Source organism: Acinetobacter sp. YH12076, assembly GCF_013419525.1.
In the GTDB taxonomy this organism is placed as follows: domain Bacteria; phylum Pseudomonadota; class Gammaproteobacteria; order Pseudomonadales; family Moraxellaceae; genus Acinetobacter; species Acinetobacter amyesii.
Genome location: NZ_VOZY01000011.1, coordinates 20,489 through 33,444, shown reverse-complemented (window position 1 = coordinate 33,444; position 12,956 = coordinate 20,489). Strand labels below are relative to the sequence as shown.

Here is a 12,956-nt window from a genome sequence, read left to right as displayed (position 1 = left end):
AGAAAAGTATGAATGCACTTAAATGTGGTCTAGTTGCTTTCACTGCTGTTGTATTGGGTGCATGTGCAAGTACGCCTAAACCAAGCTATGTTTCACCTACACAGTATCAGTCTTTGAGTTGCCAGCAATTGCAAAGCGAATACAACCGAATCCACGACTATATTCAAAATGGTGTAGAAACACCGAAGCGCACAGGCGTTGGTGTGGGTGTTGGCCTCGGTGGTGGCTGGGGCAGCCGTGGAGGTTGGGGCATTGGTCCGAGTATTTCGGTCAATATGGGACAATCTTCAAATACCAAACGTACCGAACTTTCACGCGTTCTAGGTGAGCAAGAAGCGATTGTACAGGCAGCAAAATTTAAAGGTTGTCCGATTATCGTTCGCACAAATTCGGCTACCGCAGCAAAATCATAAGCGGATCATGAGCAGGGGCTCAGGCCTGTGCTATGAGAAAAGTGTAATAAAATTTGTCAGTAGGCGAGGCGTCTACTGGCATTTTTTTTGAGTCAAATAAACTGCACTATTTAGAGCCAATAAAATATTTAAATCTATGAAAAAATTAAATTAAATATCATTCGTAAATTTTAATACCTCCTACTGGTCTTGAACATTCAGCGTGAGTGCATTGACTTGTACAAGGATAAAACTGACCTAGCGCGTACTTGTTTTTTTAAATTCATTTCGGCTAAGGTGTGCGCTTTGAAACATTGTCTGGATATTTATGATTGAGAGTTGGCTGTTTGTATTTGCAATGATTGCGGTGATGATGACGCCGGGACCTAGCAATGCACTAATGGCAAGCTCTGCACATCAACAAGGCATTGCAAAGACGTGCATGCTGATTCCTGCAGAATTATTGGGCTATTTCTATGCCATAAATTTGTGGGCGTTGATTATTCATTTAAGCGCTCCAGTGTGGCCGAATTTAATTCACTTACTGCATTTTCTCAGTATTGCCTATGTTTTATGGTTGGCTTTTCATTTGTGGAAATCGACGCATTTACATCAGTACAATCAAAAACATCCTTCAATTCAACCACGTGAATTATTCATTTCCTCCTTAAAAAATCCGAAAGCGTTGCTTTTTGCTGCAGGTATTTTCCCGATTGAAACTTGGGCTAGCCCATTAAATTTTATTTTGGTTTTCGCTGTATTTAGTGTGGTTTTGCTGCCTGTTGCGTTATTTTGGATGTCATTTGGACGGACGATTTTGGCCGGTAAGACCCAAAAAATTAAGGCCGATCTTCTGTATAAAGGATCGGCCCTGATGCTGATTTTATGTATGTTCCCTGTGGTTTTGCGCTTTTTTGCTTAAAGGTGTTCACCACATCGGTTTATTTCTTTAATTTTGCTCGAATAAAACCAATCACACCCGGTAAAACACTAATAATAATGATGCCAAAGATCAGATGGGTGAAGTTATCTTTCACGATTGGCATATTGCCAAATAAATAACCCAAAGTGATAAATGAGCCAACCCAGCAAATCGCACCAATCATGTTAAAAGTCAGGAAGTACTTGTAGTTCATGCTGCCTGCACCTGCGACAAAAGGCGCGAAGGTTCGTGCAAAAGGAATAAAGCGGGCAAAAATAATGGTTTTACCACCATGTTTTTCAAAGAATTTTTGCGTATTCACCAAATGTTGACGGTTAATGAAGCGTGATTCAATTTCAAAGACACGTGGGCCAATATATTTACCAATATGGTAGTTCAGCGTGTCGCCCAAGACTGCCGCGATAAACAGCAAAATCACCAAAACCCATGGATCCATGGCACCTGTTGACGCAGCGAGCGCGCCTGCTGCAAACAGAAGACTGTCACCCGGTAAAAAGGGCATGACGACTAAACCGGTTTCAACAAAAATAATCAGGAACAGAATTGCATAAATCCATACGCCATAATTGGTAATGAACTCGAGTAAATGGTCATCAACATGTAGTATAAAATCAATCAGTTCCATGGGGCTTATATGCGTAAAATAGTGGTCTGATGCTATCAGTCTGGGGCAGCAAAGTCAGTATTAAAACGTAATTAATTATCAGTAAAACCGTTCTATATATAGAATGATGAGTATTATAAAAGCATATTTAAAGAGAATAAGAAACGACCTAATCTAAGCACATCTTTTGAACAGTATTAAGAATAGGTTTCAGTATGTTTAATCCAAATTTGATGGTGAAAAATCTGAGTCAACAGCCGCAAATCAATTCGGTAGTCAGTCTCGTTGCACGTATATTAATGGCTTATATTTTTATTGTGGCAGGTTGGGGGAAAATTACGGCTTACACTGCAACAGCAGGTTATATGGAGTCAATGGGTGTGCCAGCTGGACTTCTTCCGATTACTATCTTAGTCGAGTTGGGTGGTGGCTTAGCTTTATTGTTTGGTTTTCAAGCGCGTTTTGCGGCACTGGGTCTAACCGTATTTAGTTTAATCACTGCATTTTTATTCCATGGTGGTGCTGAAGATAGCATTAACTTTATGAAAAATTTGGCGATGTCTGGCGGCTTATTATTTCTCATGCTGCATGGTGCTGGTCAATTTAGTTTTGATCATTGGATTGAAAAATCAAAATAAAGTTGTCATGAGTCCGAGCATCCATCAAAGCGGCCTTCTGCCGCTTTTTTCATGTCTACCGCTGATTGAAAGCGGATGGGTAAAGTCCTGAAATGTGTTGTAAAAAACACCGTTTGGCTTGGGATTTTTGCCCCTGTCCGAATAGTGTGCGAAAGTCCAAGAAAAATGTTAGAATACGGCGCTTATATTCGTTGCCTGCATAGTTGTTTGCCATGACTACCAATACCCAAATTACTGAAGACCGTATCCTGATTTTGGATTTCGGTTCTCAATATAGTCAGCTTATTGCACGTCGTGTACGTGAAGCTGGTGTTTATTCAGAAATGTACGCATTTGATATGTCTGAAGAAGACATTCGTGCATTTAACCCAAACGGGATCATTCTTTCAGGTGGTCCAGAAAGTGTTCATGAAGAAGGTAGTCCGCGCGCACCACAAGTTGTATTTGAACTTGGTGTACCTGTTTTAGGTATTTGCTATGGTCTACAAACCATGTCAGAACAGCTTGGCGGTAAAGTTGAGCCAGGTACTGTGCATGAATTTGGTTATGCAGAAGTTGATATTAAAGTCCGTGATGCTTTAATTGGTGATCTTGAAGATACCAAAGACCAATTAAAAGTGTGGATGAGTCATGGCGATAAAGTGACTCAAATTCCTGAAGGTTTCCAAATCACTGCAAGCACACCAAGCTGCCCAGTAGCGATGGTTTCTGATGAAAAACGTCGTTTCTACGGTATCCAATTCCACCCAGAAGTAACTCATACTGCGAAAGGTGCTGAGTTATTGTCTAACTTCGTACATGGCGTATGTGGTTGCCGTAACTTGTGGAACTCAGAAAACATCATCGATCTTCGCGTAGAACAACTTCGTGAGCAAATTGGTGATCAAAAAGTTCTATTGGGTCTTTCAGGCGGCGTCGATTCATCTGTTGTAGCTGCACTTTTACACCGTGCGATTGGCGACCAATTGACTTGTGTATTCGTAGATAACGGTTTACTTCGTTTGAACGAAGGCGAGCAAGTGATGGACATGTTTGCGAAAAACATGGGTATCCGCGTGATTCGTGCCGACGCTGAAAATCGCTTCTTAACAGCGCTTGCTGGTGAAGTTGATCCAGAGAAAAAACGTAAAATCATCGGTCGTGAATTCATTGAAGTTTTTGCTGAAGAAGCACGTAAGCTTGACGGTGTGAACTTCCTTGCTCAAGGTACTATTTACCCAGACGTAATTGAATCTGCGGCAAGCAAACAAGGTAAAGCGCACGTGATTAAATCACACCACAACGTGGGTGGTTTACCAGAAGATTTAGCATTCGAATTGGTTGAGCCAATCCGTGATTTGTTCAAAGATGAAGTTCGCCGTTTAGGTACAACACTTGGTCTTCCATTTGAAATGCTTTACCGTCATCCATTCCCAGGCCCAGGTCTAGGTGTACGTATCCTTGGTGAAGTGAAAAAAGAATATGCTGACATCCTTCGTCTAGCAGATGACATCTTCATGCAAGAACTTCGCGCAAGCGGCTGGTATGACAAAACTGCACAAGCATTTGCCGTATTCCAACCTGTGAAATCTGTGGGTGTCGTAGGTGATGGCCGTCGTTATGCATGGGTAATCGCGCTTCGTGCTGTAGAAACTGTGGACTTTATGACTGCACGTTTTGCACACCTTCCTTATGATCTTGTAGACAAGATTTCTACACGTATCATGAACGAGATTGCTGAAGTTTCTCGTGTTGTTTATGACGTATCGTCTAAACCACCTGCTACGATTGAATGGGAGTAATTTAGGGATTTCAAGAAGCGAAGCTTCTTGCCTAAATTACGCCAAGAGCTATGCTCGCGGCAGTTTTGCATTTCAAGAAACAACGTTTCTTGCCTAAATTACACCGAGAGCTATGCTCGCGGCGATCTAGGGAAATCTAGATATTTCTAATAAAAAAGGACGCCTCGGCGTCCTTTTTTATATCTCAACATTCTATTTATAAACAATTGACCAACTACTATCGCTTTCATTATTCGGTTCAGCTTTAGGCTTTGCTTTATGGGTAAAGCTTTGCCAAGACTTCGTTGATTTACGTTCGGGTTTCATGCTTGAATCATAGCGCTCTACACGGTTACGGCCATTTTCTTTTGCCTGATACAGGGCAATATCCGCTTGCTTAATCAGTTCAGTTAAATTTTGCTTATGTGATTTAAGCTGTGAAACACCAATGGAAACGGTAAATTGGATCGAGTGATTTGCGACATTCAGCAAAGATTGATTTTGAAGCGTTAAACGAATACGTTCCGCGATCAACATTGCATCTTGTATTTGCGTTTCAGACAGAAGCACAATAAATTCTTCACCACCAAAACGAGCCAAGACATCTTTTTGGCGCATTTCTTTGCGGGTGGTTTCAGCGATACATTGCAGTACCTGATCACCAACATCATGCCCGTAATTATCATTAATATGTTTAAAATGATCGACATCAAACATTAATAAGCAAGTACTTGCAGGCGTTGGCCATTCATGGATACGGTGCTCAGCCAACTGAACAAACTGACGACGGTTGTATAACTGGGTGAGCTCATCTGTATGCGCTAAATTTTTCAGTGTATGCATATTCCAGTCGTCAAGTAGGGTACGTAAAAAATGACGACGTGCATTGAGTGTATTGTTCCAACTCATATGCAGGCTGATCATCCAAACAGGAATAGACACCACCACAAAAATCAGAGCTTCTTGCCATGATAAAAGCTGACTCACCGCAAAATACACCAATAGCGAAATGAGGCCCGAACAATACAAGGCTGGCTTAAATTGTGTTTGTACGCAGACATTGGCAATCAAGATAAAGATCGCTGCACCATAGATATAGGACGAGACCATTGGGCTATTTGAAGCCAGTAATAAGCCAATCCAAATCGCGGTGCTACAGACCGTACCAATCGGTAAGATCATGTCGAGCACACGAATATCTTTTTTGTATTTAAACAGATAGAAGCTGACCAATAGGGCAGCAATAATCATGGCCACTCGAGAAAGACCTGACCAAAAGAACATGTCAGGGATAATAAAAATGTCAGCAAAGAAATAAAGAAGAAATGTAATCTGCGCCATGTAATTCACTTGACGTAAATAAGGTAACTGATGGGCATACTGATGTTGTAGAAAATAGTTTCTAAACTGCGTAGGAATACGTGCAAAAGGATCTGCAATGGCTTGTTCAATCTCGGCACGATTGGCAAGATCACACTCAGAAAGTTTCAAAGTATGATTATGATTTTTACGAACTTCCTGAGCAGACGAATTAGTCCGAGAACTCATTCGTACATCAACAGACATGTCCCTTCTCCATAAATGGCTTAGGAAAATTATGAATAAAAAATATACAAAAATATCTACCTGAAACTAGGGATTTTTCGAATGAATGATAAAAAATCGTCTGATGAATGTTACAAAATATATTATTAACTTGCTGTTTTATAAGTTGAAATTTGATTTCTTCCTGCAGATTTTGCTTGGTAAAGTGCCTGATCGGCCATGCGAATTACACTTTGTAAATCTCGGTTTTTTTGACCAAATTCGGCAACACCAATTGAAACGGTAAATTTAAGTTTTTGTAGTGTATCAAGTTCTAAATAATCATCGGCTATTGCCCGTCGTAGACGTTCCGCAATATCTTGAGCCTGACGCAAGTGTGTCTGCGGTAAAAGAATAATAAATTCTTCACCACCGAAGCGGGCAATGATGTCTTGGCTACGTAAAGTATGTCGGCACGTTTCGGCAATTTGTTGTAAAACATGATCACCAATATAGTGCCCAAACTGATCATTAATATTTTTAAATTTGTCGACATCAAAAATCAGTAATGAAAGCGGCTGTAACGGTTTGGACTGATGATGAATATGATAATTGGCAAGTTGAATAAATTGACGGCGATTGTTTAAGCCGGTCAGCACGTCGGTATGCGCCATAATATTGAGCGCTTCACGGTTCAACTGATCGAGTTTACTGTGTAAAAATACAATTCTGGATTTTTGCGTTGAATTCCAACTGATATACAAACTAAATAACAACACGGGCGAATAGATCAAGATAAACAGTTGCAGTTGATGGATATTGCCAGAAATGGCGAAATACACCCCAATCAGTAAAATTAGACTGATACATAGAGAAATGAGCACAGCAGCCTTAAAGCGGATTTGCACACATAAATTGGCTAACACAATAAAAACCAAAGATGCATATAAATAGATCGGCACATCGGGGCTATTGGATAAATTGAGTAGGCTAAACCACAGGGCAGAAGCACCAACGATCGATAGGGGAAGCATCAAGTCAAAGAGTAAAATGCTCTTGCTATATGTATAAATGCCCCATGTGATGCCCATCATCAGTAAGGTATAGGTCGTTTTTAAGCCTATCGCGAGCAAGCCCACATCGGGCAACATAAACCAATCCGCTATGGCATAAGAGAGATAGGCCAATTGTGCAACGATGTTGACTTGGAAAAAGAATTTAAAAAGTTGACGACGATGGTAGTGGAAAAATTCTTGACGAAATTGAGCAGGAACGCGAACAACGGTTCCTTTCAAGGCTTTTTGGATCAGTGCACGTGATTCTTTCTTATACTCATTGATCATGCAAGATTACCGATGGGGGAGCATGGCTTGTATGTAAGTTTATGTAACTCAAATAATCTATATCATTTTTATTTAAAATTAAACACGTAATTTCAATGATTTGAGAGTTATTTGGTATTGTTTGGTCAAAAGTGAGTGTTAATTTATGTTACTTAAATTTACATTTCACGTGATTTGAACAATTAATTTCGCATTGGATATTGTCTAAATAAGCATCGAAAACTGTTATGCTGTATGTCATATTAGGCAACAAAAAAACGATTGTCCTATCTCTGTGATTCAGCGTATTAATGACAGCTGAAGAAGATTGAGTTAATGCAGATATAATGGAAAAAAATGCATAGCTCTAGCCGATAGTCCTTGCATCGGCTTAGCCAAATTTAGGGTAAGAATATGACCAATACCAATTACACAGAAATATCTCATTCCGACGATTGTGAAAAATACGTCAATCAGTTCATTCAAGAATTTCCACTGCGCCGTGCTGAAATTGGTCAAGGCACAGTGATTAAACGTGCTTTACCGAGTCGGCATAAACGGATGATTGGTGCATGGTGTTTCCTTGACCATGCCGGTCCAGTACATTTCCCTCAAGGTGATGGCTTAGATGTTGGGCCGCATCCACATATTGGTTTGCAAACATTTACATGGATGATTGATGGCACCATGATGCATACCGACAGTTTGGGCACACATCAGTTAATCCAGCCCAAACAAGTCAATCTCATGACGGCGGGTTATGGTATTTCGCATACTGAGGTTGCTCCAGAGTCTGAAACGCAAATGCATGCTGCGCAGCTTTGGATTGCATTGCCAGATGACAAAATCAATATGGCGCCCCAGTTTGACCATTACCCAGAGTTGCCTGTGGTGACACAAGACGGGATTGAATTGACGGTCTTGGTGGGTGAATTTTTACAGACTAAATCGCCGGTAAAAGTACATAGTGAATTATTGGGGGTCGATCTGCGTAGTTCGGAAAGCCAAAGTACCGTCTTGCCGCTGAATCCAAAATTTGAATATGGCTTTATGGCCCTCGAAGGGACTGCCAGTATCAATGGTCACGAGCTAAATGAAGACAATATGGTGGTACTTGAGCCGGGCTTAACCCAAGTCAAAATTGACCTACATGCAGGTGGCCGTGTTTTATTATTAGGAGGTGAACCTTTTGAATCACCGATTTTGCTGTGGTGGAATTTTGTGGGGCGCACACAAGAAGAATTGAATATTGCCCGTGAGCAGTGGATTAATCAGGACGAACGCTTTGGCTCTATTCCAGACTATGATGGTCCACGACTAGAAGCACCTGCTTTCCCTGATAAAATGCGTCCATCACGTTAACTTAAAAATAAAAATGAACAGCCGTACCTGTGGTGAAAATGGTGCGGCATAACCATGAGGGAGTCATTATGGGTATCGTCGCAACGGCAACAGTAAACACCTTAGAAGCACCGTGGTCAGGTGAAATTCAGAGTGGAAAACATCAACTTATTACCGATAAGCCCGAATCATTTGGCGGCGGGGATTTAGGTTTAGCACCGTATGATTTACTGTGCGCATCCTTAATCTCATGCACAATGATTACCTTGCGCATGTATGCAGCACATAAACAAATCCAATTGGGTGAGTTTCGTGTCGAGGCAGACTTTTGTGCGAACCGTGAAGGAGCTGAATGGGTTGAGCGACGCCTGCATTTTCAAACATCCTTGGATGCAGAGTTAGAGCAAAAAATCTTGTCCATTTGTGAAAAAACCCCAGTGACAAAAACTTTATTGCGCAGTGTAGACATTAAAACCACTCTAGTTTAATTTAAAAGCAGGTCGCTGCTGTACTGTGCAAAATTTAGTTTTGATACAGATCCAAGCAGTGATCTGACACTTTTTATGATTTAAGTACTTCAAAATAATAATGGCTTGCCAGAAATAAGAAAATTTTAGACTTCATATAGGAGATGAACCCATGCGGGTGCTACATCATCTAGAAAAATCTCGTTCATTTCGTATTTTATGGGCAATGCAGGAATTAGGACTGGATTATCAGGTTCAGTTTTATCTGCGCCAGCCAAATTTGTCTGCTCCCCCTGAGCTTAAAGCCATCCATCCTTTAGGGAAGTCGCCCATATTGCAGGATGATGGACTGGTCTTGGTAGAATCTGCAGCGATCTTGGAATATTTACAAGAGAAGTATGATCGGCATGATTTTTTTGCAGCCAAGGCGGAACATTCAAAACAACAATATCGCTTTTGGATGCATTATGCCGAAGGTTCTCTAATGCCGTTGTTGGTGATGCAGTTGGTCATGAGCAATGTGCCACGCCATGTACCTTGGGTCATCAAACCCGTAGCTAATCGCATTTGTGATGGGGTCAAAAAAGGTTTTGTACGACCTCGCTTAAAAGAACATATCGAGTTTTTAGAAAAACATTTAGCGGAAAATGAATATTTTGCGGGACCGTTTAGCTTTGCGGATATTCAGATGACGTTTCCATTAGAAGCCGTCATGACCAGAACTCAAGGGCGATATCCACAAATTCAGGCTTTCTTACAACGGATGCAACAGCGTCCTGCATATCGCCGTGCCAAACAACAAGAACAACAGTTGGAAACACAGCAAGACCGGCAGGATGATTCTGCTTAGCTCACATGATACAAGCGTTCTTTAGGGAAGACGACTTTAAACAGCGAACCGCGGTTTTCTTTGGACTCAATTTCAAGGTGTGCCTGATGTTGCATCAAAACGTGTTTCACGATGGCAAGACCTAAACCTGTTCCTCCCGTTTGGCGACTACGTGCGCTGTCCACACGGTAAAACCGTTCCGTTAAACGGGGTAAGTGTTTCGGGTCAATCCCGATACCCGTATCTTCAACGGTAAAATAACCATGCGTACCATCATCATGCCAACCAATGGTCACAGTACCGCCTTTGGGGGTGTATTTAATTGCATTGGTGATGAGGTTACTAAAGGCACTCGCCAATTCCATATCTGATCCGATCAGGTCACAGTGACTATCAATCTCGAGATTCAGTGTATGTCCATAATCCACATTGTAAGCATGTGCATCGTCATATAGTTGGTTCATTAGGCTGGGCATTTCAATGATTTGATTTTTAGCAACTTTTTTATCATTTTCCAGACGAGATAATAATAACAAGTCATTAACCAAAGCATTCATACGGCGGGTTTGAGACTGCATTTGATCGAATGCGCGTTTCCAGCGTGGATTTAAATCTTCCTGATCGGTAAAGGTTTCGATATAGCCACTTAAAACCGTAAGTGGTGTGCGTAGCTCATGTGAAATATTATCGACAAAGTCTTTACGCATTTGCTCAAGGTTATGCATGCGCGTGACGTCATAAGCCACCAATAAACGACTTTCGCGACCAAAACGGGTTAATTTGACTTGCACATAATGGTCTTCAAGTACCGATGATTTCATTTTTAAACCATCGGGGGCTAAATCGATATTGGTAAAGTATTCGATAAAACTAGGCTGTCTTAAAATACTTAAAATATTGCGCCCTTGATCGAGCTGTTGAATCCCCAAAAGCTTTTCTGCGGCAGGGTTCCACCATTCGATTTGGTGTAATTCATCAATCAATACCACAGCTTCAGCAAGTGCCACCAAGGAAGATTGAGCGCGGTCGATCAGACCAACCATTTCAGCTTGTACGATGCGTTCTTGACGCTGCGCACGGTATACATTAAAGAGTAAAGCCCCCCAAATACCGTCTAAATTTGGCGGGACATCATAGGGCCGGTTTGAAATCCATTCGTTGACTAAGTACAGCGAACGCATTTGCAATGCAAAGAACACTGCAAAGGCGATTAAGATGCAGATCCATAAGTACCCGATACCAAAGCCGATGAGTGCAGCAATGAGTAGGAAAAATGCCAGCAGTCTCAAATCCTGCTTGGCAAAAGTCCATAAACTGCTGTAACGGAATTTTTTATGTTCACTGGCAAGTTCAGGGACGGGATACGGTTCGTACATAGAAAATTAAAGACCTAAAATGACTAACCCATCACAGCGTCTGCACGGGTAGAGAAACGGTAACCTGTACCACGAACAGTTTGCACATAACGATCGGCTTGGAAAGGTTCAAGAACTTTACGCAAACGACGAATATGCACGTCAATGGTACGGTCCTCAATATACACGTTTCCACCCCAAACCTGATCTAATAATTGAGCACGGGTATAGGCACGTTCAGGATGAGTCATGAAGAAGGCCAGTAGACGATATTCAGTCGGTCCCATATCTAAAATGGTGTTACCAAAGCTGACACGTTGGCTGACTGGATCGAGGATTAAACCATTGGCATCAATGGTTTTTTCACCACCCAATGCATTTGAGCGACGCAGCACCGCTTTAATCCGTGACACCAACTCACGGGTGGAAAAAGGTTTGGTCATGTAGTCATCTGCGCCCGCGTCTAGACCTTGGACTTTATGGTCTTCTTCACCGCGTGCAGTGAGCATGATGACTGGAATCTCTGACAAATTTTCATCGCGTTTTAAACGACGACACAGGTCTACACCACTCACGCCACCAGGCATCATCCAATCTAATAAAATCAGTGCAGGACGCTGATCCACAATCATTTGGTGCGCTTGTTTGGCATCTTCAGCTTGCTGACATTGAAAACCAGCCATATCCAGTGAAGTATGGATCATTTCCCGAATCGGGAGTTCGTCGTCGACGATTAAAATATAGTCATCTTTCACAGCGCAATACCCTATTTTATGTAAACGGTAGACCGTTTTATATTTATGACAGGCTTATTACAAAGATTAATTATGACAGTATCATTGCAAAAATGATCTTTCATTGGGGTTTAGAAAGAAATTGTGACAATTTAAATCCTGAAATATTCAACAACATGGGCTTTGCATCATGCTGTTGTCACAAAAAATCATTCAAAAAATTGTAAAGATCAGTGTTGAGCTCAGAATTTATTTCCTGGGTTTTTCAGAAAAAGCATCCAACAAGGCCAAAAAGACCACGCTACATGACGATAAAACTTCGTCCATCGGTTGTTTATAATCACTCATGACCCAGCGAATCGCGATTTGGGTGACATAACCATTGAGACCTGTTGCGACCATTGAAATTTCGCGTTCTGAACGATCAATATTCGGCATCATCAGCATGACAAAGGCATGAATCATACGGTCAAACCGCATCATAGTTTCATGAATTGTGGCTTGGTTATGTAGCTCTTGTACCAACATGGCATCGATGTAAATGATGCGCGCCATACGGGGATTATTTTTTAAAGTTAACAATAGGGCGGTTAAACCCGCTTCAATCATTTTTTTAGAATCGGTAGATGCTTGCATGATGGCTTGCATCACATTTTGTTGCAGTTCATCGATTAATTTTAAAAAGATGGTCTGGAACAGTTGCTCACTTTTCTTAAATGATTCATAAAAATAGCGTTCGGTCAGCTTGGCTTCCAAACAAATATCTTTCACAGTCACTGAAAAAAAGCCATGTGTTCCATAGGCTTCTATACCGGCTTCAATCAGTTTTTCACGTCGCGCTTGCTTACGTTCACTGAGAGAAAGCCCTTTAAATTGACGTTCCTTCACATTTTTTGCCTGTTGTTGTTCTGTGTGATTTGTTGCATCTGTCATGAAAATATACGCTGAACTAAAGCAGAATTTTGTCTTATTTTAGCAATAATTTCAGTTTAAACCTATGTTTAAGCATTGGCGATTTCAACAGCTTAGCACGTCCTAAGATGACAT

General features: G+C 41.3%; 13 protein-coding genes. 7 read left to right on the top strand and 6 right to left on the bottom strand.

Annotation, left to right across the window (positions count from 1 at the left end):
- Positions 1-8: 8 nt before the first annotated feature.
- Both FTU22_RS11830 and FTU22_RS11825 read left to right on the top strand, forming a co-directional pair.
- Positions 9-413: a hypothetical protein gene (locus FTU22_RS11830; protein WP_180026158.1), complete on the top strand. Its 405-nt coding sequence runs from the start codon at positions 9-11 to the stop codon at positions 411-413.
- A 307-nt stretch (positions 414-720) separates the two neighbouring features.
- Complete coding sequence (locus FTU22_RS11825) at positions 721-1,314, top strand: LysE family translocator (protein WP_180035118.1); 594 nt, start codon at positions 721-723, stop codon at positions 1,312-1,314.
- Between the two features lie 19 nt (positions 1,315-1,333).
- On the opposite strand, the gene FTU22_RS11820 is transcribed toward FTU22_RS11825, so the two are convergent.
- A complete protein-coding gene (locus FTU22_RS11820) occupies positions 1,334-1,960 on the bottom strand; it encodes a DedA family protein (RefSeq protein WP_078191514.1) in 627 nt (208 codons plus the stop codon).
- A gap of 194 nt (positions 1,961-2,154) precedes the next feature.
- On the opposite strand from FTU22_RS11820, the gene FTU22_RS11815 reads away from it, so the two are divergent.
- Together FTU22_RS11815 and guaA are read left to right on the top strand one after the other, a co-directional pair.
- On the top strand, positions 2,155-2,577 hold the full coding sequence (locus FTU22_RS11815; protein WP_180024725.1) for a DoxX family protein: 423 nt from the start codon (positions 2,155-2,157) through the stop codon (positions 2,575-2,577).
- A 212-nt stretch (positions 2,578-2,789) separates the two neighbouring features.
- A complete protein-coding gene (gene guaA / locus FTU22_RS11810) occupies positions 2,790-4,358 on the top strand; it encodes a glutamine-hydrolyzing GMP synthase (protein ID WP_078194056.1) in 1,569 nt (522 codons plus the stop codon).
- A 192-nt stretch (positions 4,359-4,550) separates the two neighbouring features.
- Here guaA and FTU22_RS11805 read toward each other — a convergent pair whose 3' ends face one another.
- Together FTU22_RS11805 and FTU22_RS11800 are read right to left on the bottom strand one after the other, a co-directional pair.
- The gene (locus FTU22_RS11805; protein ID WP_257225931.1) at positions 4,551-5,885 is read right to left on the bottom strand and encodes a GGDEF domain-containing protein; all 1,335 of its coding nucleotides are present in this window, start codon (positions 5,883-5,885) and stop codon (positions 4,551-4,553) included.
- 143 nt (positions 5,886-6,028) lie between these two features.
- Positions 6,029-7,204, bottom strand: coding sequence for a GGDEF domain-containing protein (locus FTU22_RS11800; RefSeq protein ID WP_180094588.1), 1,176 nt, complete (start codon positions 7,202-7,204; stop codon positions 6,029-6,031).
- A 393-nt stretch (positions 7,205-7,597) separates the two neighbouring features.
- On the opposite strand from FTU22_RS11800, the gene FTU22_RS11795 reads away from it, so the two are divergent.
- From FTU22_RS11795 to FTU22_RS11785, 3 genes are all read left to right on the top strand, one after another.
- Positions 7,598-8,545, top strand: coding sequence for a pirin family protein (locus FTU22_RS11795; RefSeq protein ID WP_078194052.1), 948 nt, complete (start codon positions 7,598-7,600; stop codon positions 8,543-8,545).
- Between the two features lie 68 nt (positions 8,546-8,613).
- A complete protein-coding gene (locus FTU22_RS11790; protein WP_111885787.1) occupies positions 8,614-9,012 on the top strand; it encodes an OsmC family protein in 399 nt (132 codons plus the stop codon).
- A gap of 151 nt (positions 9,013-9,163) precedes the next feature.
- Positions 9,164-9,841 (top strand): glutathione S-transferase family protein, encoded by a 678-nt coding sequence (locus FTU22_RS11785; RefSeq protein ID WP_180094586.1) that lies wholly within the window; start codon positions 9,164-9,166, stop codon positions 9,839-9,841.
- Here FTU22_RS11785 and phoR read toward each other — a convergent pair.
- From phoR to FTU22_RS11770, 3 genes are all read right to left on the bottom strand, one after another.
- A complete protein-coding gene (gene phoR, locus FTU22_RS11780) occupies positions 9,838-11,196 on the bottom strand; it encodes a phosphate regulon sensor histidine kinase PhoR (protein WP_078191505.1) in 1,359 nt (452 codons plus the stop codon). The genes FTU22_RS11785 and phoR overlap by 4 nt on opposite strands.
- 23 nt (positions 11,197-11,219) lie before the next feature.
- Positions 11,220-11,930: a phosphate regulon transcriptional regulator PhoB gene (phoB, locus tag FTU22_RS11775; protein WP_078194048.1), complete on the bottom strand. Its 711-nt coding sequence runs from the start codon at positions 11,928-11,930 to the stop codon at positions 11,220-11,222.
- Between the two features lie 228 nt (positions 11,931-12,158).
- Complete coding sequence (locus tag FTU22_RS11770; protein WP_180007972.1) at positions 12,159-12,842, bottom strand: TetR/AcrR family transcriptional regulator; 684 nt, start codon at positions 12,840-12,842, stop codon at positions 12,159-12,161.
- Positions 12,843-12,956 lie beyond the last annotated feature (114 nt).

What these genes read in the sequence shown, in the direction of transcription:
- FTU22_RS11830 (WP_180026158.1), top strand. Translation starts at nt 9, where the DNA reads ATGAATGCACTTAAATGTGGTCTAGTTGCTTTCACTGCTGTTGTATTG.
- FTU22_RS11825 (WP_180035118.1), top strand. Translation starts at nt 721, where the DNA reads ATGATTGAGAGTTGGCTGTTTGTATTTGCAATGATTGCGGTGATGATG.
- FTU22_RS11820 (WP_078191514.1), bottom strand. Translation starts at nt 1,960, where the DNA reads ATGGAACTGATTGATTTTATACTACATGTTGATGACCATTTACTCGAG.
- FTU22_RS11815 (WP_180024725.1), top strand. Translation starts at nt 2,155, where the DNA reads ATGTTTAATCCAAATTTGATGGTGAAAAATCTGAGTCAACAGCCGCAA.
- guaA (WP_078194056.1), top strand. Translation starts at nt 2,790, where the DNA reads ATGACTACCAATACCCAAATTACTGAAGACCGTATCCTGATTTTGGAT.
- FTU22_RS11805 (WP_257225931.1), bottom strand. Translation starts at nt 5,885, where the DNA reads ATGAGTTCTCGGACTAATTCGTCTGCTCAGGAAGTTCGTAAAAATCAT.
- FTU22_RS11800 (WP_180094588.1), bottom strand. Translation starts at nt 7,204, where the DNA reads ATGATCAATGAGTATAAGAAAGAATCACGTGCACTGATCCAAAAAGCC.
- FTU22_RS11795 (WP_078194052.1), top strand. Translation starts at nt 7,598, where the DNA reads ATGACCAATACCAATTACACAGAAATATCTCATTCCGACGATTGTGAA.
- FTU22_RS11790 (WP_111885787.1), top strand. Translation starts at nt 8,614, where the DNA reads ATGGGTATCGTCGCAACGGCAACAGTAAACACCTTAGAAGCACCGTGG.
- FTU22_RS11785 (WP_180094586.1), top strand. Translation starts at nt 9,164, where the DNA reads ATGCGGGTGCTACATCATCTAGAAAAATCTCGTTCATTTCGTATTTTA.
- phoR (WP_078191505.1), bottom strand. Translation starts at nt 11,196, where the DNA reads ATGTACGAACCGTATCCCGTCCCTGAACTTGCCAGTGAACATAAAAAA.
- FTU22_RS11770 (WP_180007972.1), bottom strand. Translation starts at nt 12,842, where the DNA reads ATGACAGATGCAACAAATCACACAGAACAACAACAGGCAAAAAATGTG.